Origin of the sequence: Synechococcus sp. W4D4 (assembly GCF_047716805.1) — a bacterium.
Lineage (GTDB): Bacteria > Cyanobacteriota > Cyanobacteriia > PCC-6307 > Cyanobiaceae > Vulcanococcus.
The window spans coordinates 652,294-670,177 of sequence record NZ_CP180404.1 but is presented as its reverse complement, the minus strand read 5'-3'; the positions used below and the strand labels follow the sequence as shown (position 1 = coordinate 670,177).

Sequence of the window (17,884 nt, the reverse complement as noted above, 5' to 3'; positions counted from 1 at the left end):
ACAGTGGATCGGATCTAGGGATTGTTTTGCAGCCGTTGGCGTAACTCCTCAGGAGTGCCCTGGAAGGTCGTCACCCCTTTGTCGAGGATGCAGAGCTGATCGACCTTCTCCAGTAACAAGCGGTTGTCGGTGGCGATCACAACACTGCGCGGTTGGCCGCTAAAGAACGACACCCGAAAAGAGGGCAGGGCCTCGAGAAAAGTTTGGAATTGATCCGGAGACAACCCCTGACTGAGGTCGTCGATCAACAGGATTGGGGTGTCTTTAATCAGGGCCTGCGCCAAGGAGAGCAAACGCAATACCCCATGGGGCAGCTGATAGACGAATGCCTCATCCAGGGAGGTATCAAGCCCATCAGGCAATGACTCCAGATAGTCCAAAATCCCGATGCGATCGCAAATCGAGCGCACGTGGGTCGGCGTGACGTCGGTATTCATCGCCATCAGGTTGGAGAGCACCGTCCCAGGCAGCAGCTCTGAGCGCTCCATCACGAAAGCGATGTTGCTTTGAATCAGATCAGGACTGAACTGGCGATAGTCGACACCGTCAAAGAGCAATGAGCCATTGGAGAGCGGATACAACTGATCAATCACCCGCAACACCGCACTTTTTCCGCAGCCGGCTTTCCCCGTCAGGGCCAGGATTTGTCCGGGTTCGACCGACAGGGAAGCCCGCGTCAAAGCCAAACTGCTGTCACGACCCAATCGACAGGTGCCGGAATCCAAAAGGACCGAGCCATAGAGCCGATGATGCGGTGATTCAGCTGCCATCCGCGTGGATTGACGAAGCTTGAAGAACTGATCCAGTTGGGCGAACTGCTTGCGCATCGAACCCAAACGCAACATCGCATTCATCAACTGCTGGAAGGGCGTAAAGACCCTCCAGACGAAGAACATTGCGGCAATCAGAGTGCCCATGGCAGCGGCACCCTCCTCACTGTTCGAAGCGAGCCAAACCCCGAAAGCCAGAGTCAACACCCCGGCCAGCTGAGAGGCGGTGCTGACAACAACCTGCAGGCGCCCCAATTGGCGATTGATCGTCAGTGCGCTGCTGGTGCTCTGAGCCGAGAGACCGCGCAACCGCTGAAGCCAGACCCACTCCAAACTGGATTGCTTGACCTCCAGAAAACGGCTCACCAACTCCTGCTGCGCCTGAGCGATTCCGATTTCACTGGAGAGGCTCAGATCAGCAGCGACGCCGTAATAACGAGCCATCACCAGGACCAAGATGGCGGTGATGCCCATCAACACCAAGGGGATCAAGACCAAGGGCCCTGCGATAAGTGCAATCGCACCCAGATAGAGCAGAACAAATGGAAAGTCCAGCAGGGCCAGGGCAAGCGGTCCTTGCAGATACACCAAAAGCGCATCGAGATTGCGTTGCCGATTGCGGTAGCTGCGAGTCCCTAAGGTTTCAGTCTGGTTGGAATCCAGTCCGATCGTCTTCTCGATCAGCTTGACTCCCAATAAGGCATCAAGGCGTGCCGCCAGCTGCGCCAACTGACTGCTTCTCCATTGACGCAAGGTCCAATCCAGACCAAACAACAACAAGACGCCAAGAAACAACCAGGCTCCGGTGAAGAGGTTTTCACTGGGAATCACAACGTTGTAAACGGCCCTGATGTAGAAGGGCACAACCAGTGCCAATAGAGCAAGGGCAAAGCTGATGCCGTAGAGCAGCGAAATGCGATTCCGGAAGCGGTACAGCACCTGCTGCACCAAGGCCACGCGGTCGCTGGGAGGCGCTTCGTAAAAAACAACCAGGCTGCCGCCGACAGGCACATTTTCAATGCCAACGCGACCTTCAGCGTTGGCAGCCAACAGGCGGCCTTGCTCGTCCCGTGACAGCACATAAGGGTGCTGCTCGGGTGTCAGATAGAGCGCCGGTAGGCCGTAACCCTGTAGCTGATCCCAGCTCTGAAGAATCTCCTGGGTGCTGCCGTAGCCCAACCGCAACAGCAGATTCCGGGCATCAACCAGGTCCATCTGGCGGGGATCAGGACCAAACAGCTCAAACAGCTGCTCTGACCGTCCCATCCACATCAACTGCTGCAACAACAGTCGCAGGCAAAAGGCCAACGGAGCGTCGGAACTAAGCGTGAGATCACGAATCAACTGAGCGCGACTGCTGGAGTCAGAGCCATTGCGGGACAACGTCATGAGCTGGCCTCCTGCAGGGCGGCTTGGAGATCGAGTTGTTGATCAGCAAGCTCGGAGAGCACCAACCCCCTACCCGCAATCAACACGGTTAAGTGGCCGTGACAGCGATGAAGGACCCGTGTGAGTCCATCGATAAAAGCCTTCCCGTAGGAACAATCACTGAGATCAAGAAGCAGGAGGTGAGGATTACGAGTCAGAGCCGTCACCAGGTGCGCAAGGGCTTGAGCGTCACGCGAGAGGCCCGTTGGAAGCGCTCCACCCATGGCTGTTCCATAGCCATGGGGCAAGGCACGAACCTGTTGGTCCAAGCCAGTCAGGAAGGACCAGAACAAGGCTTTTCGTCTCAGACGACTGGGCTGAAAACAGGTGATGTTCTCCAGCAACGTCCCCTGGAAAAAAGCGCGGGATGGATCGACGTAAGCAATGTCATCCCGTAGCTGAACGCGTCGATAGGACGCGATCGGCTCACCATCCAGGCACAACTCAGGGTTGGGGCTGACCTGAATTAACTCCAAAAACAACTGCCGCACATCGACGCCAAAGCGCTGATCCCGAAGCAACACCACAGAGCCTTTCTTCGCCTCGACCAATGGAGAACCGTGCCGCGAAATCGTGAGCAGCCCCCCAGATGGAAGCTGCCTGCTGCCCCCACTACCCTCGACAGGCAAGGCCATCAGTGCGTCGTATTCATCCCTCGAAAGGCTCAAGCGGCGATAGCTGTTCCATAGCCCCATCGCTTGCTGCCAAGGGGCGAGGATCTTGCCAAGCAACAGCAGAGCGGCAGCAAGGGCACCGACGAGTAGACGATCGTTCACGACCAACAGCGCCCCCCAGGTGACGCCAGCGGCGAAGGTGATCTGTCCCATCAAGGAACCAAAAGCCTGGTACTGCCCCGCGAAGGTGTTGTGCAGCATCCGGTCATAGGCCTGCTCTTCTTGGTAGCGCTCACTAGCCACCAAAAACTGCGAACCAAGACCATTGGATTTGATCAAATCCATGGCATCGACCAACTTGTCTTGATACGTGCGGGTCTCAAGCTCGGTTTGGTCCCGACGTCGTGAGAGCCGCTCATAGTCCCGCGCGAAGGCCAGAGCGCGAAAGAGGTAGACAATGATCGCAAGAACAGCGATCACGCCAACGCTGCCAGCGATCAAGAACAAGACGACCACAAACAGCAGCGAGAAGACCAAATCAATGGCCGTGGTCAGCGCCTGCAAAGAACTCTCATCCCGCAGGAGGTTGATGCTGTTCAAACGCTGCAAATGCCGGCCTGGAGATAGTGCCAAGAAATCCGGCAGTCCCAACTGCAAGAAATGGGACACAGCCTCGAGCCGTTTCTGATGCTCGACGCGAGCTCCATCAGCACCGGTCAACACCAGACGCACACTTTTGAGCCAGCCCCCCAAGATCATCAACAGCACGACACCCACGCTCAAGACCACCAAGCTCGACATCGAGCCAGAGGGGAGGACTGAGGTGAAGACGATATTGATGTAAAGCGGGGAAGAAAGCTCGAGAATGTTGATCAGCACTGAAGCCACCAAGATGGGCTTCAGCTGGTAATCCGACCACTGAACGTTTCGCAAGGACTGGAAGAAGCGATGGGACATCGCTTCTTCCAAGAGGTCAAATGCAGCATTCAGCGACTGTTTGCTGCGACGAACCGATGCCGAGAGAACATGCCGGACGCTCTTGCGCGATTGGAACGCCTCATCAAGGCTCGAAACCATGCGCCCTCAAAATTGCCTGAAGAAAAGATATGCAGCTCCAAGCCTGATGGAGGCCCCAGGGAAACTCTTAAGAAAGGGAGTCGTTTCGCGTCGCGTTTCGAAACACAAGCATCAAGCACACCCCATCAACCGACAGCAGAAATCGATCTGATTAGTCTTCGGTACAGCTGCGAGGATTGGCTCGTGTTTCGTTTTGAGTTATCCACTGAGCGCAATCAAGTGGAATTAATCGCCAATGGACAAGGACAGTCCATACCCTTTCAGGTGATCGGTCCAGCGACCGAGATGGCCTTTGTTGAGGAGTTAGTCGAACAGCACTTTGGCTCTTTGTGTGTGAAGCCAGGGGATCTACTGAACTTTCTTCAAAACGACCCCTGGATTCAAGAAAGCTTTCAGAGCCCAACGGTGATCGAAGGAGAACTCGAAGAAGCCCTGCTCGATGACGAGGCCGCGAAAGACTTATTTCAGACCAAGCCCCTTGGCCAAAAGTTGGTTGGTGCAGGAGTGATCGATCTGAACGAGCTCGAGAAACTCCTGTTGGATTACCAACCCTTTGCCGCGAACCAGCGTTTGGGTGAATTCCTCAGGCTGAATCTCAAGGTCTCTGGGCCGATGCTGGAATTACTGATCAATCCGTCGCTCTATGCCGATCGAGGCTTCAATGACCAGCGCCTCGGAGAGCGCCTGAAGGAGCTAGAGCTCATCAGCGAGACCACACTCAATCAAGCCCTGGCCGACCAGCGGATGAATGGCAAGCGGCTTGGAGAGATCCTGGCGAGCCAAGGGGTGATTTCAGAGCAAACGGCCAAGTTCTTTAGTGAGGCACAACTCACGCCAGCCGGCGAGATTGAATTCGCGAGTTAGGCCCAAAGCGCATCCGCCATGCGTGCCACCTGGACAATGGCCGCTCCATCGTGAACACGCACCACATCCACACCAGCCGCGACGCACCGGGCGACGACAGCTGCTGTACCCCAGAGTCGGGCCTTAGGGCGGGGCTCATCCAACACAGCTCCGATAAACCGCTTGCGCGAAGGCCCCACGAGAAGCGGGATGCCATCCACCTTGAGCTGCTCAAGTCCCTGGAGCAGCTCAAGATTTTGCTCCGTGGTTTTGGCAAACCCCAAGCCCGGGTCCCAAATCAAGCGCTCCGGGCGAATACCCGCAGCAAGAGCACGCTCCGTGGCATGCCGAAGCTCCCTGAGCACGCCAGCAATCACTCCCTCAGGGCCGTAGTCCGTCAACGAATCCATGGAATGGCTGTCGCCTCGGGAATGCATCAGCACATAGGGGCAGTCCGCTGCAGCGACAACAGCCAACAAATCGGGATCCCGAACGCCGCCGCTGATGTCGTTGATCCAGTCCGCACCAGCTTCAATGGCCCGCTGGGCGACACAGGCCCGATAGGTGTCCACCGAGATCAGCGGCTGACCCAATCCCGGCGGGAAGGCTGATCGAATCGTCTGGAGACTTGGAAGGAGGCGATTCAGCTCCTCTACACCGCCGACATCCTCAGCACCGGGACGGGTGCTTTGGGCCCCAAGATCCAAGATCCCTACCCCTGCTTTGACCAGCTTCCTGGCCTGCCTCAAAGCCTGGTCTGGAGAGCGAAAGCGACCTCCATCGCTGAAGGAATCAGGAGTGAGATTGATCACCCCCATTACCTGGGTTGGCTGGCCCAAGGCCCTGGCCATCAGACCGGCTGGTAATTCGCAATGCGAGCAAAGCCCTCTGGATCCAGGGAAGCCCCACCCACGAGAACACCGTCGATATCGCTCTGGGCCATCAACTGGTCAATCGTTCCTGGATTCACAGAACCGCCGTACTGCACCACCACGTCGGAATAACCAACCCACTCTCGAATCAGACCGCAGATCCGATTGGCTTCAGCAGCTTCACAGGTTTTACCCGTGCCGATGGCCCAAATCGGTTCGTAGGCAATGATCAATCGGCTGGGATCCAAGCCATCCACCCCTTGCTGCACCTGGCGGCGGATCACCTTCTCTGCTTCCCCTGCCTCCCGTTGCGAATCGCTCTCGCCAACGCACAGGATCGGGGTGATGGTGTGCTTCTGGGCACTTCGGGCCCGAAGATTGATCTGCTCGTCGGTCTCGCTGTAGTACTTGCGGGGCTCACTGTGGCCAACGATGGCGTGACTCACTCCATGCTCGAGGAGCATTCCGGCAGAGACCATCCCCGTAAAGGCCCCCTTCTCTTGCCAGTGGATGTTCTGAGCCGCAATCCGAATCCCACTGCCCGCAAGGGAACTGCTCAAGCTGGCTATGGCCGTAAAAGGAGGGGCCAAAACCACCTCACGATCGCTAGGGAGGCCGGCCACCAGAGGCTTGAAGCTCTCAGCAAAGGCCTGCGCCTCAGCGCAGGTCATGTGCATCTTCCAATTGCCCGCGATGACAGCCTTCCGCACTGCGTTCATAGGTCGACTAACGATCCAACCTAAGGTCTGAGGACCTCAGCGAAGGTCGAGCTGCTGAGGTACGAGAACTGTCTCTCCAGCGAGCTCGATCCGGTCACCGGCTTTCAGCTTCCGACCACGCTGGGTCTCCTGGAAGCCATTGACCCGGACCTCCCCGCCTTGAATGCGCTGCTTGGCTTCACCACCTGTGAAGACCAAGCCTTGCCATTTCAGAAATTGATCCAAGCGAATGGGCTCGGAAGTCCCCAGGGGTGTGCTCACGCTGTCAACTCATGCCAATTGCATTGTCCAACCCTGAGTTCCCGCCTCGTTCGGTGGAACCAGGCTGTTCCCACCATTGCCTTTAGCCGTATAGAGACCCACGTCCGCAGCAGCCAAGAGCTCATCGATGTTGCAGGCCTGAGCCAGGCGTGAATCCGCCATGCCAATCGACAACGTGAAATGCACAAGAGACCCGTCATTCATCCGCCAGGAACGTGCTGCAACCTGACAGCGCAAGGACTCCAGAACAGCAGCAGCTTCCGCAGCGGACTCCAGCATCAGGACACCAAATTCATCGCCTCCGAGGCGGCCAATCAGATCGCCAGAAGGAATCACATCACGAAAGAGGGCGGATAACTGAGTGATCACTTCGTCCCCAGCAGGATGACCATAGGTATCATTAATCGACTTAAAACGATCGATATCAATCAAAGCGACAACACACAGGCACTGATTCTGCTTGAACTCTCCAATCCGCTGGGCAGCCATCTCAAAAAAAGAACGTCGATTAAAAACCCCAGACAAACAATCAACTTGAGCCAATCCCAGTAACTCTGGCAAAAGGCGGCGACGCAAAAAGAACACCAGCGCCGTTTCCGTGAGAAAGAGTGGTGCAAAACCTGCAACAAAAACGAGCGCAATCCAACGGGACCACCGCTGAGTCACGGGAGAGAGATCAAGCTCGAGTACCAATAGCCCACGGTTACCCAGATCAGGCCGCCCCTCAATCGCTAAGGGAGTCGGAGCAAAGTGGACCAGTCGCTGGCTGCCGAAGGCAGGGATGAATCCTTGAAACTGATTCACTGGTTGAACAGAATGGCAAGCGGCAGCCACATCGCTTGGACGAAGGCAAGTCAACACGTCACTCGGGATTCTCCCCAGCCTTTTCCACCAGCTGAGGCCAAAGACTGAACGACCCAGCATCGTATTGTCGTTCGCCGCAATGACTCTTCCACCTGGACCTAGAAGAACAACCGATTGCAAATCTCTTGAAGCGGCTTTGAGCTGGAGTTCCCGCTGGACCTGCTCGACAGGTTGATAACTGGTGACACTAGTGACAAGATCGTGCTCAATGGATCGTGCCTGGCGTTCTGCCTCGCTCATAGCGGCTTGCACAACCAGAAATCCGCTAACCCCAACCAAGAGGCAAGAACCCAAAGCGGTCACGACCAGTGACAGAAAGATCAGTTCCTGATTCACCCGTTGATGCAGAAGCCCCTTGGTTGATGAAACAAGTCGTTGTGCTGATCTGAGATGACTCATTGTGCCGCTTCAACATACGTAGAAGTCACCGTCGGTGTGATCGACCCCCGGGGAATGAGCTGCAGTTTCTCTTGCAAGTCACGCACCGCTTCAATGTTGCGAGCGACGTGTCCTTCAGGCTGTAGCATTTCGACCTGATCGGACAAACTGAAATAACGCAAACCTTGTTCCGCTGCTCGGAACTCATCGACGGTCAGGCGTTCCCGTTCAGCCAGAAGTGGGAGGGCGCTCTGAGGCCTTAGCCTGGCTTCGGTGTGGGCTGCAGACCAGGACCTCAATAGGGAAACAACAATATTTTGATTTAATCTAAGAAAGTTTTTTTCAACCACAAAAACAGTCAAGACCTCACCTGGAATGACTGCACTATTGAAGAGTGGGCGAAAGGCAGCACCTCGCAATGTGACGCTGCTAGAGGGAGAGGGAAGGACCGCTGCATCGACAGAGCCAGTGAACAAGGCTTTTGGCATCAACCCAAGTGCCATCTTGCGCATCTTGATCTCACTGAGCGATAAACCATGAAGCTGTAGTGCCCGACCGAGGACAAACGGCCCAAAGTTGGAGTGCGAGACGGCAATCGACTTGCCCTTCAGATCTCGAATTGAGCGGAGTGACGGAACAGAAATGATCTGATCAGCCCCGACTGACTCATCCAGAACCAAGACAACAACCGGACACCGCTCAGGCACTCGAGCACAAAGTTCAACCAACTCGATAGTGGTTAATTGTGCTATCGGAAGCTCTGCCCTGAGATAAGCATGAACAATGGATTGAGGATCTGGATACTGCCGAGGAAAGATCTCAATACCCTCGACCCGATCAAACCCCAACTCGCGAGCCAAATAGAAGTACTCATAGCCAGGCCAACTCGAGACAGGGACATCAATGGAGGGGCGACGTGAAGCGCAAGACCCAACGAACCAGACAAGGCAGGCAGCCAGCAGTAGGCCAGGAAGGGATCTCCGAGACATCCAGGGGGCAGCCTGAGGCCAAGTTCAACCTATTGGCCAACCCTGAGGAAAAAGCCTTTCACTCGAAGCAGATCTCACTCAGATCTGTGACTAGGGTTGAGCTGAAGAGTTGGTTCGTCGTGCCTTCTGTCAAGAGCAGTCAGTGATCCAGAGGCCATGCTTCAGCTGCTACTGGATGCCGAGTACCACCTCAAACTTGGCTGCTGGCTGCAGAAGCATGGTGGCGATGGGTCGATGCTCTGGTCGCCGCAGCTCTGTCAGCTTCTTCGCTCGGAGGAAGGAAGCGGGCAGACCATGGACCAGTTACTCGATGTCGTTGCCAAAGAAGATCGAGAGCGAGTCCGAACGGAACTCCAGCAATCACAATTGAGCGGACAAGCCACTCGAATCGAGCATCGACTTCGATTGAAGAATGGTACTGAGCGCTTTGTGGATCATCGCTGCTTTACAAGCTTCGACAACGAAGGGCACCCCCTCTACTCCATCGGGACCATACAGGAGTACCCAGAGCTTCAAATCACTAAAGGCGAAAGATACGAGCCCATCCAAACAGACAGACTCACACATTTACCCAATCGAGCAGCAACAGAGATCTACATCAGTGACATCATCAGTGGAGCCAGCAAAAACACCACGATCACAGTCACCTGCCTAGATATCGATCATTTCGAAGAGATCAATGACACTTTTGGAATCTCAAATGGGAACAGACTCTTAGTCTGGCTAGCGAGACATCTTCGCGATCAGATCGCCCCCAAAGACTGGCTTGCAAAGTTCGACAGCGACAGCTTTGTCATCATTCAGACAGACGTAGTCAAGAGCACTGAGGACGCCATCCAGCATGGCAAACGCTTACAGGAGAGTCTTCGAACAGCCTCGAGGAGCCTAGAAAGATTGCCATCCATACACCTCAGTGCCTGCGTTGGAATCAGCACCTGGCCTGGCATCACGACAGCCGATGACGATCCGATTAAAGCCGCCAGAACAGCTCTTGCTGCTGCTCAAAGACGCGGCCAAGGGAAAGTTCAGGTGTACTCAGAATCTCTCAGCACGTCGATTCGCGAGGCCCTCGACCTCGAGCAAAAACTCTCGAGGGCCATAGAAAGAAATGAACTCAAACTTCACTATCAGCTGCAGTTTGATCACAACGGCAGCCTCATGGGAGCAGAAGCACTGCTTCGCTGGAACCGCCAAGGGGAAGCGTTTGTTCCGTGCACAAGATTTATCCCTATCGCCGAACAGAGTGGATTAATAGAAGGTATTGGGAGCTGGACTTTAAAAACAGCAGTTCAACAATTCGCCGAGCTGGAGCGCAACAACATCCACATTCCAAAACTATCTATCAACGTTTCAGCCGAACAACTCAATCCCGATGCAGACCCGCTCGATGAGTTAATAGCCGAAATCTGTCAGCAGGAGCGTCTTTCACCCAATCGTATCGAGCTGGAACTCACAGAAACTGCACTACTCAAAAATCCGAATGACGCAGCAATGCGCCTTCAAAGACTTCAAAAGCTGGGGGTTTGTCTTTGGGTTGACGATTTTGGTACAGGATTTTCCAATCTGAAAACGTTGCAGAGGCTGCCACTCAAGGGATTCAAAATTGACAAGGGCTTTGTCACAGATATGGAGCGAGACCCTAATGACTATGCGATTGTTCGAGCCACAACCCAACTCGCCCACGGACTGGGATTGAAATCCCTAGCCGAAGGAGTTGAGACGATCCAACAACTCCAGCAACTCAAGCGACTGGGATGTGATGGCTTTCAAGGCTTTCTTTTGGCAAAGCCGAAGAGTGCCGAAGAGACGGCCAGTGAGCTCAACGACCTGCTCAGCCATGCGAAGCGACTGTGCATGGGCACCGAGCCTGGATGAGTGGACCTAGCCAGATCAAGCGCCAATCAGACAAGGCCGTACGCCAGCAGCTCGACCAGCTTGCGTCGACACAGCGTGCGTGGACCTTTCCCTAAACGACCAGAGACTCTTTCTTCCAGCGGCAGTCGTTTCAAAAAGCGCTGATAGCTTGCCTCGATGCTTGCTCCCTCATCGGCCGGCTTCCGGCGTCTGCTGCCGCTGCTGAAGCCCCACCGCCCCGCACTCATTGCCGGTGGGGCTTGCATGCTCGTCTTTGTGCTCTGCTGGCCGCTGCTGGCCTGGCTGGCCGGTCAGTTGATTCCTGCCATTGGTGCCGGTGATTTCAACAGGGTGCTCCAGGTCATCGGCCTGGCCCTGACGGTCTTCATGCTCCAGAAGGTGGCTCAGTTTGGCCAGGACACCCTCTTGGCCGGACCGGCGCTGCAGGTCAGCCAGGAACTGCGCCGCCGTCTCTTTGCACGGCTCCAGCGCCTGGATTTCGGGGTCCTCGAGAAGCTCTCCGCCGGCGACCTGACCTACCGCCTCACCGAAGACGCCGACCGGGTTGGTGAGGTCATCTACAAGACCATCCAGGACACCACCCCTTCGGTTCTGCAGCTGGTCGTGGTCTTCGGCTACATGGTCTGGTTGGACTGGAAGCTGTCCATCGGGACCCTGCTGCTTGCTCCCTTGGTGGCGGTGCTGGTCAGCGTCTTTGGTGCCAAGGTCATGGGCGCCGCAGAGAAGAGCCAAAAGCAAGTCAGCGAATTGGCCGCCCTACTGGGCGAGGCCATCTCAGGGCTCCCCCTGGTGCGGGCCTTTGCCGCTGAACCCTGGTTGCAGCAGCGCTTTGAGGTCGAGATCGACCTGCACCGAAAGGCCCGCTACCGGACCCAAAAGCTGCTGGCCCTGCAATACCCCGTGGTGGGATTCCTTGAGGCCGCCGGCATCTTGGCTGTGCTGCTGATGGGCGCAGCTCGGATCCAAAGTGGCGACCTCGATGGTCAGGGCTTCAGCAGCTATGTCGCAGCTCTGCTGATGCTGATCGACCCGATCAGCCACCTCACCACAAACTTCAACGAGTTCCAGCAGGGCCAGGCTTCCCTCAAGCGACTGCGGGAGATCGAACGGGAAGCCGTAGAGCAACCCGACCGCCCCGATGCCCAACCCCTGGGCCGCGTTGCCGGCGAGCTGCTCTTAGAGCAGGTGAACTTCGGCTATGACCCGAAGCAGCCTGTCCTGAAGAACCTGTCCTTACAGGTCAAACCGGGTCAGGTGGTGGCCCTGGTGGGTCCCTCCGGTGCAGGCAAGAGCACCCTCTTTTCACTGCTGCTGCGCTTCAACACCGCCCAAGGCGGAGCGGTGTTGCTGGACGGCCGCAACCTGGCGGACCTCAAGGCAGCCGAGTTGCGGACGGCCGTCGCGCTGGTGCCCCAGCAGAGCGCCGTCTTCTCCGGGACCGTGGCCGAAGCGATTGCTTTTGGCCGCCCGGCGAGCCGCGAACAGATCCAAGCGGCTGCACGCCTGGCCAATGCCGATGTCTTCATCGAGGCCCTTCCGGGGGGCTACGACGCACGCGTTGAAGAACGGGGCAGCAACTTCTCCGGCGGTCAACTCCAGCGCCTGGCTATCGCCCGGGCAGTCCTCGGCAACCCGGCGGTGCTTCTGCTGGATGAGGCCACCAGCGCCCTGGATGCTGAAGCGGAGGAAGCCGTGCAACGGGGCCTTGATCAAGCGATGCAGGGCCGAACGGTCCTGGTGATTGCCCACCGCCTCTCCACCGTGCAGGAGGCCGACTCCATCCTGGTGTTGGAGAACGGCCAGATTGTTGATCAGGGCAACCACGATCTCTTGATCAGCCGCCCGGGCCGCTACCGCGACCTCTGCGAACGCCAGCTGATTCGCGGTGCTTAACCTGGTCCCATGACGGATCCAGGGCCCACCGCCAAGCCACTCGGTGAGATGCCCGTCTGGGAGTATCGGGTCATCCACATCAATGTGGACAACAACAATCCGCCTGCTCCCCCTGACCCGAAGGTGGCCAGTGAGCGGATGGGCGGCAAGCTCAGCCCCGAATTCATCAGCCGGGAATTTCCGCAGCAGTACGGACCCGATCAACAGGCCAAGGCAAAGGCCGCACCGAAGCACCCCGCCGAGCAACTCCAGTACTTCCTGAATCTTCTGGGTAAGGAGGGTTGGGAGCTCACGACCACCACCCAGGTTGGGCAGTTGTTGATGTTCTTTTTCAAGCGGCCGCTGCGCCCCCTTCCAAAGCAAATTGCGCCAGCAGAGACCAAGAAAGACCCGTAAGGTGGCCCGGTCTACCGCCTTGTGTCGTGACCGACTCCGCCGCCCAGATCCCCCCCGTTCTGACCTTTGAAGGGAAGCGTTACGACCTCAACGGTCTTCCGGAAGAGGTCAAAGAATTGGTCCGCGGCATGCAGGTTGCCGATGCACAACTGCGCATGCACGAAGACACCCTGAAGGTGCTGGCCGTCGGCCGTCAGTCCATGGCCATGCAGCTGAACGAAAGGCTGCAGGGCGTCACCCCGATGGCGGACTGATCAGGCGATCGGCAAGCCCCGCTCGTTGAAGATCCCCTCAAAGAGAACCGAGCTCAGATAGCGCTCACCGGAGTCGGGGAGGACCACGACGATGGTCTTGCCGGCATGGGCTGGATCCTTGGCCAGGCGAAGGGCTGCCACCGCGGCAGCCCCGCAGCTGATGCCGGCCAAGATCCCCTCCTCCTTGGCGAGGCGACGGGCCATCTCCACAGCGTCTTCATCGCTGACCTGCTCGACCGAGTCGACCATGGCCAGGTCCAGGTTCCCTGGGACGAAGCCAGCACCGATGCCCTGGATCTTGTGGGGACCGGGCTGCAGGGCATGGCCGCCCTTGGTCTGGCTGATCACCGGGCTGTTGATCGGCTCAACCGCCACCGTATGCAGGGGCTTATCCAGGGTGTTCTTGATATAGCGGCTCACCCCGGTCAGGGTGCCGCCTGTGCCGACGCCGGAGACAAAGACGTCGACATTGCCATCGGTATCGCTCCAGATCTCAGGCCCCGTGGTGTCGTGGTGCACCTGAGGATTCGCGGGATTCACGAACTGCTGCAGCAGCACGTAGCGATCGGGGTCGCTCGCGGCGATGTCCTTGGCCCGGTTCACCGCCCCTGTCATTCCGAGCCGGCCCTCGGTGAGTTCCAGATGGGCGCCAAAGGCCGTCAGCAGCTTGCGCCGCTCCAGGCTCATCGTCTCTGGCATGGTCAAGGTGAGCTTGATCCCCTTACTCGCTGCCACGAAGGCCAAGGCGATGCCCGTGTTGCCGCTGGTGGGCTCAATCAGTTCTTTGCCGGGGCCGAGCAGACCGTCGCGCTCAGCTGCCGCGACCATGGCCGCACCGATCCGGCACTTCACCGAGTAGGCGGGATTACGACCTTCGATCTTGGCCAGCACCCGCGCTCCGCAGCCCTCAGTGATGCGGTTCAGCTGAACCAGTGGGGTGCGCCCGATCGTGAGGCTGTTGTCGCTGAAGATCGCGGCCATGGGGCTCTGGGCTGCACACACAACTGTGTTCGCACCCTAAGAACGGGGCAGGCAAATAGGGAAAGCGTTCCTAGCTTTCGGTTGATTTCGTAGTCGGTCTGTGGCCCCCAACACCCTGCGTCGCATCGCCGCCGTGCTGCTTGTTCTGGCTGGGGTCACCTCGATCGCACTGCCCTTCATTTCCGCCACCGCCCTCACCTTGAGCTTTGGCGTGATTGCCGCGGTGGCTGGAATCACCCAACTACTGCGCATCGGCCAAGCCGAGGACACCAAAGGAAAGATCTTTCGGGCGCTCTCGGGCCTCTTCTATGTCATTGCTGGCATCTGGGTGGTGGCCTACCCGGTCGAAAGTGAAATCAGCCTGACGCTCTTCGTCGGCCTGCTTCTGATCTTCGAAGGAGTGATGGAGCTGGCCTCCGCCGCCGCCAACCAGGCAGAAGCGCGGGGCCTGGTGCTGGCCGATGGTCTCGTGACGGCACTCCTGGGTGGCCTACTGGTGGCGGAGTGGCCCAGCGACAGCCTCTGGGCCGTCGGCACCCTCTTTGGGATCTCTCTGTTCTTCACTGGGTTCAGGCTGCTGACGGCTGAGTGACCCCACCGCCCCGTTTCATCGTTGTCGGAGCGGGACCCGCTGGCCTGAGCCTCGCGCTCAAGCTTGCCGAAGGCGGAGCCCAGGTCGAGCTCATCGAAGCCAGTGAGCGCTTCAGCCGGCAGTTCCGTGGTGATGCCCTGATGCCCAGCGGCCAGGAGGCCCTGGCCCAAATGGGGCTGCTATCACTCCTCAGGGACCTGCCGCAGCGCCCCTTGGAAGGCTGGAGCGTCTGGCTTGAGCGGCGCCGGTTGTTTCACGTCGCGGAACCTCTGGGGTCCCTGCAGCCCTGTCGCCTGGTGCCCCAGAAGACCTTGCTGGAGGCGCTGCTTGGGCGGGCGCTGCGCTGCCCCACGCTGCACTGGCGCCCTGGGCAAGCCGTCCGGCGCGTGATTCAACGGGGGGCGCGCATCAGTGGCGTGGAACTCAGCAACGGCGAGCAACTGGAGGCCGACCTGGTGATCGGCTGCGATGGCCGCGGATCACTCCTACGTCAACAGGCAGGGATCCAGCTCCGCACCTCGGGCAAGCCCCTGGAGCTGCTGTGGTTTGAATTGCCCGGGCCAATCCCCAAGGACTGCGTCTGGGGTTTCCAGACCCTCGTTGCCGGAGGGCGGATCGGCAGTGCCTGCCTGAATGCCTCGGGCCAACTGCAGCTGGCCTGGTTGCTCAGGAAAGAGGACAGCGCTGAGAGTCTCAACGCCGAGGCCTGGGCTGAGCGACTGGCAACACTGGCGCCAGAGCCCCTAGCCCAGCTGCTTCGGGAGCGGGGGAACGCGCTTAGTGCTCCAGTGCGCTTCAAGGTCCAGGTCGGCATGGCGGAGCGCTGGTGGCAACCAGGCCTTCTCTTGCTTGGCGATGCCGCCCACCCGATGAGTCCGGTTCGCGCCCAGGGCATCAACCTGGCCCTGCGGGACAGCGCTGTTGCCGCCGAACAGCTGCTGGCCGGCCAGGACCTTGACACCGCAGCGGAAACAATCGAGCGCAGACGGCGACCAGAGGTCAATCGATTGCAGAGCCTGCAGCAGGCCGAGGCACGCCAGGGCCACTGGATTGGAAGCACTGATGCGCTGCGCCACGGGTTAGCGCTGAGCCGAGGCCTAATGGGCCCGATCGCCAAACGGGTTTGGATGGCCCGGCAGCGGCCCTTAAGGGATGGACTCCCAGGGCAGCTGCCGAAGCCAAAGCTGCTAGCGCCCTAAAAGACGACCATCATCTCCTGGTAAGTGAGGAGAAGCCGAAGCAACAACAACCGTTGCAGCAGATTGCTGCAGAAAACCATCAGAGCAGATTGGATGAGGTACAGCGCTTGAGCTGCTGTACTGGCAGAGAGCACACGCTCACCAGAACAACCCAGGACTTATCAATCGAGCTGGGATGCACTAGCTCACAGGTTCGACTTCTGCCGCCGCCGATTGAGATCTAGGTGATAGAGAACTGTCATTACGGTCAAAAGGCAGTCAAGGCATCCTCAGGCCCCAAGGGAACCAGAGCTCCTCTTTCAACAGGGACCGCTCAACCAAGCGGGCCCCTATCTCTTCCACCTTGCTTCTGAGGGTGGACTGGAGTACGCGACGTTGACGAGTGGAAGATCCATAGCCCGCAAGCGAGAGATCAAGGCCAACTCCGCGAACATCTGTTCGTTGAAGCGTCGATTGCACGATTGACTGCTTGAAGTGGGCTCCAGCAAGCCCTCATCCCAGTAGAAACGGATTGACTCTCCAGTTGGTGGAGGCTCTAATGATTGATCAGCCCTGGCCCTTCCGTGAACCGTCTGCTTGCTGCCATCACCGCCACAACCATGTGGGCTGCTCCGGTGATGACGCAACAGCATCACGACCACATGCATCACGGTCATCACGCGATGCCGGAAGCACATAGTGCCCCAAAGCCAATTGATGCACCCCATGCCGGCCATGAACACCAGCACGATCTAGGACCCGCTGGCACCACGTACGACTTGCGATGGCTCGACGCAATGGTTCAGCACCACACGGGTGCCTTGCGAATGAGCGAAGAGGTTTTCAATATCGGCGCACCTGGTCTTGGCGCATTAGCCAATGACATTTGGTACGAGCAGGCCAAGGAGATCAAGGCGATGCTCCAGTGGCGCAGAGCCTGGTATCCAGACGCACCCGTCTACCCAGTTGCTTGGCGCTCTGGAGCAAACCCAAACAACCAGGCTGAGCTTGTACGCATGACACCTGCGCAAATTCAGGGGATGCAAATGACGGGAACCAAGCCGACTCCAGAAACCAGGGTCGTCTGGTTTCTGGAGGGAATGCTGATGCACCATGGCGGAGCACTGCAGATGGCTCACGATGCCTTGAAAAAGTCAAGAAGCACGACAATCCAAAGACTCTCAGAGCAAATCATCCGCAGTCAAAGGCACGAGATCAACCGCTTAAGGCAAATGCTCAAACATCAGGGGCTAAGCAAGCCTGAGTATCGGCAATTTGATCACCTTTTCTCCATCAAGGCAAAAAGATGATGCGTCTTTTTCATCAAAAGAGTCCGAGAGCCGGACTCTCAAGACTCTTGCTTTCGTTGGCCATGATTGGCATCCTTCCACAGGCTTCCATCGCCCACAGCAAAGGGATCTACAAGACAGAAGCAGCTGCACTCGAGCAAGCAAAGAAGCTCGGATGCGAAGGCGCCCATCAAAACAATGGTGCATGGATGCCTTGCCGTGACGAAGCTGAACTGCATCGAGCCCAAAGAAAGCAATGAAGGCACGGAAGATCCACCGACTTCTCGTACCCATCGCGGCCGCGCCCTTGTTAATTACGGCTCTATCAGGATCGATTTATAGCGGATTACTTGAGCAGGGAATTGATGCTTTCTGGCTGCTAAAGATCCATACAGGACGCTTCGGCCCCATCAACCTGCAGCCCTACTACTCCGCAACGCTCGGAATACTTACACTGGTCATCATCCTGTCTGGGCTTTCTCTTCTCGTTCCAACGCGAAAGAAAGACCTTCGTTTTTGAGCTGGTCCCAGATCCTTCAAGTGCCCAATTGAATTTGAGCTTCTTCAATGGCAGCGCTATCGGCTGGCGGCTGAACCCTTCATCGATCCCA

Annotated in this window: 18 protein-coding genes; 10 read left to right on the top strand and 8 right to left on the bottom strand. The window is 57.7% G+C overall.

Features of this window, described 5'->3' with window-relative positions; translation table 11 throughout:
• Window positions 1-14 precede the first annotated feature (14 nt).
• Both ACLM42_RS03705 and ACLM42_RS03700 read right to left on the bottom strand, forming a co-directional pair.
• On the bottom strand, window positions 15-2,159 hold the full coding sequence (locus tag ACLM42_RS03705) for an ATP-binding cassette domain-containing protein (protein ID WP_415399784.1): 2,145 nt from the start codon (window positions 2,157-2,159) through the stop codon (window positions 15-17).
• On the bottom strand, window positions 2,156-3,889 hold the full coding sequence (locus tag ACLM42_RS03700) for an ABC transporter transmembrane domain-containing protein (RefSeq protein WP_415399783.1): 1,734 nt from the start codon (window positions 3,887-3,889) through the stop codon (window positions 2,156-2,158). The genes ACLM42_RS03705 and ACLM42_RS03700 overlap by 4 nt, the downstream gene beginning before the upstream one ends.
• A 183-nt stretch (window positions 3,890-4,072) precedes the next feature.
• Here ACLM42_RS03700 and ACLM42_RS03695 point away from each other — a divergent pair, with 183 nt between their 5' ends.
• Window positions 4,073-4,753, top strand: a complete 681-nt coding sequence (locus ACLM42_RS03695; RefSeq protein ID WP_415399782.1) for a hypothetical protein — start codon at window positions 4,073-4,075, stop codon at window positions 4,751-4,753.
• Here ACLM42_RS03695 and folP read toward each other — a convergent pair.
• The 5 genes from folP to ACLM42_RS03670 are packed head-to-tail and all read right to left on the bottom strand — an operon-like array spanning window position 4,750 to window position 8,686.
• Window positions 4,750-5,583 carry a dihydropteroate synthase gene (folP, locus tag ACLM42_RS03690; protein WP_415399781.1) on the bottom strand — a complete coding sequence of 278 codons (834 nt, stop codon included), beginning with the start codon at window positions 5,581-5,583 and terminating at the stop codon, window positions 4,750-4,752. The two genes, ACLM42_RS03695 and folP, sit on opposite strands and share 4 nt — an antisense overlap.
• Window positions 5,583-6,314 (bottom strand): triose-phosphate isomerase, encoded by a 732-nt coding sequence (gene tpiA, locus ACLM42_RS03685; RefSeq protein WP_247911276.1) that lies wholly within the window; start codon window positions 6,312-6,314, stop codon window positions 5,583-5,585. Before tpiA ends, folP begins: the two co-directional genes overlap by 1 nt.
• A 45-nt stretch (window positions 6,315-6,359) precedes the next feature.
• Window positions 6,360-6,584 carry an RNA-binding S4 domain-containing protein gene (locus ACLM42_RS03680; protein ID WP_247911277.1) on the bottom strand — a complete coding sequence of 75 codons (225 nt, stop codon included), beginning with the start codon at window positions 6,582-6,584 and terminating at the stop codon, window positions 6,360-6,362.
• Between the two features lie 9 nt (window positions 6,585-6,593).
• Window positions 6,594-7,784, bottom strand: a complete 1,191-nt coding sequence (locus ACLM42_RS03675) for a GGDEF domain-containing protein (RefSeq protein ID WP_415399780.1) — start codon at window positions 7,782-7,784, stop codon at window positions 6,594-6,596.
• A gap of 59 nt (window positions 7,785-7,843) precedes the next feature.
• Window positions 7,844-8,686, bottom strand: coding sequence for an ABC transporter substrate-binding protein (locus ACLM42_RS03670; protein WP_415399779.1), 843 nt, complete (start codon window positions 8,684-8,686; stop codon window positions 7,844-7,846).
• 285 nt (window positions 8,687-8,971) lie between these two features.
• On the opposite strand from ACLM42_RS03670, the gene ACLM42_RS03665 reads away from it, so the two are divergent.
• From ACLM42_RS03665 to ACLM42_RS03650, 4 genes are all read left to right on the top strand, one after another.
• The gene (locus ACLM42_RS03665) at window positions 8,972-10,690 is read left to right on the top strand and encodes a putative bifunctional diguanylate cyclase/phosphodiesterase (RefSeq protein ID WP_415399778.1); all 1,719 of its coding nucleotides are present in this window, start codon (window positions 8,972-8,974) and stop codon (window positions 10,688-10,690) included.
• Window positions 10,691-10,846: 156 nt separating this feature from the next.
• Window positions 10,847-12,583, top strand: coding sequence for an ABC transporter ATP-binding protein (locus ACLM42_RS03660; protein WP_415399777.1), 1,737 nt, complete (start codon window positions 10,847-10,849; stop codon window positions 12,581-12,583).
• A gap of 9 nt (window positions 12,584-12,592) precedes the next feature.
• Complete coding sequence (locus ACLM42_RS03655) at window positions 12,593-12,979, top strand: hypothetical protein (RefSeq protein WP_247911282.1); 387 nt, start codon at window positions 12,593-12,595, stop codon at window positions 12,977-12,979.
• Window positions 12,980-13,005: 26 nt separating this feature from the next.
• Window positions 13,006-13,233, top strand: a complete 228-nt coding sequence (locus tag ACLM42_RS03650) for a DUF6447 family protein (protein ID WP_247911283.1) — start codon at window positions 13,006-13,008, stop codon at window positions 13,231-13,233.
• Here ACLM42_RS03650 and cysK read toward each other — a convergent pair whose 3' ends face one another.
• On the bottom strand, window positions 13,234-14,214 hold the full coding sequence (gene cysK, locus ACLM42_RS03645) for a cysteine synthase A (RefSeq protein ID WP_247911284.1): 981 nt from the start codon (window positions 14,212-14,214) through the stop codon (window positions 13,234-13,236).
• Between the two features lie 100 nt (window positions 14,215-14,314).
• Between cysK and ACLM42_RS03640 the strand changes: the two genes are divergently transcribed.
• The 5 genes from ACLM42_RS03640 to ACLM42_RS03620 all read left to right on the top strand — a co-directional run bounded on the left by ACLM42_RS03640 (window position 14,315) and on the right by ACLM42_RS03620 (window position 17,793).
• The gene (locus tag ACLM42_RS03640) at window positions 14,315-14,806 is read left to right on the top strand and encodes an HdeD family acid-resistance protein (protein ID WP_415399776.1); all 492 of its coding nucleotides are present in this window, start codon (window positions 14,315-14,317) and stop codon (window positions 14,804-14,806) included.
• Window positions 14,803-16,005, top strand: a complete 1,203-nt coding sequence (locus ACLM42_RS03635; RefSeq protein WP_415399775.1) for an FAD-dependent monooxygenase — start codon at window positions 14,803-14,805, stop codon at window positions 16,003-16,005. Before ACLM42_RS03640 ends, ACLM42_RS03635 begins: the two co-directional genes overlap by 4 nt.
• A gap of 563 nt (window positions 16,006-16,568) precedes the next feature.
• Window positions 16,569-17,294 (top strand): DUF305 domain-containing protein, encoded by a 726-nt coding sequence (locus tag ACLM42_RS03630; RefSeq protein ID WP_415399774.1) that lies wholly within the window; start codon window positions 16,569-16,571, stop codon window positions 17,292-17,294.
• Window positions 17,291-17,533, top strand: coding sequence for a DUF3721 domain-containing protein (locus tag ACLM42_RS03625; protein ID WP_415399773.1), 243 nt, complete (start codon window positions 17,291-17,293; stop codon window positions 17,531-17,533). Before ACLM42_RS03630 ends, ACLM42_RS03625 begins: the two co-directional genes overlap by 4 nt.
• Entirely contained in the window at window positions 17,530-17,793 is a 264-nt protein-coding gene (locus tag ACLM42_RS03620) for a hypothetical protein (protein WP_247911288.1), read from the top strand. The genes ACLM42_RS03625 and ACLM42_RS03620 overlap by 4 nt, the downstream gene beginning before the upstream one ends.
• Window positions 17,794-17,884: the final 91 nt, after the last annotated feature.

Excerpts from the sequence above, each read along its gene's own strand:
- ACLM42_RS03705 (WP_415399784.1), bottom strand. The coding sequence starts at position 2,159 with ATGACGTTGTCCCGCAATGGCTCTGACTCCAGCAGTCGCGCTCAGTTG.
- ACLM42_RS03700 (WP_415399783.1), bottom strand. The coding sequence starts at position 3,889 with ATGGTTTCGAGCCTTGATGAGGCGTTCCAATCGCGCAAGAGCGTCCGG.
- folP (WP_415399781.1), bottom strand. The coding sequence starts at position 5,583 with ATGGCCAGGGCCTTGGGCCAGCCAACCCAGGTAATGGGGGTGATCAAT.
- ACLM42_RS03665 (WP_415399778.1), top strand. The coding sequence starts at position 8,972 with ATGCTTCAGCTGCTACTGGATGCCGAGTACCACCTCAAACTTGGCTGC.
- ACLM42_RS03660 (WP_415399777.1), top strand. The coding sequence starts at position 10,847 with ATGCTTGCTCCCTCATCGGCCGGCTTCCGGCGTCTGCTGCCGCTGCTG.
- ACLM42_RS03655 (WP_247911282.1), top strand. The coding sequence starts at position 12,593 with ATGACGGATCCAGGGCCCACCGCCAAGCCACTCGGTGAGATGCCCGTC.
- cysK (WP_247911284.1), bottom strand. The coding sequence starts at position 14,214 with ATGGCCGCGATCTTCAGCGACAACAGCCTCACGATCGGGCGCACCCCA.
- ACLM42_RS03625 (WP_415399773.1), top strand. The coding sequence starts at position 17,291 with ATGATGCGTCTTTTTCATCAAAAGAGTCCGAGAGCCGGACTCTCAAGA.
- ACLM42_RS03620 (WP_247911288.1), top strand. The coding sequence starts at position 17,530 with ATGAAGGCACGGAAGATCCACCGACTTCTCGTACCCATCGCGGCCGCG.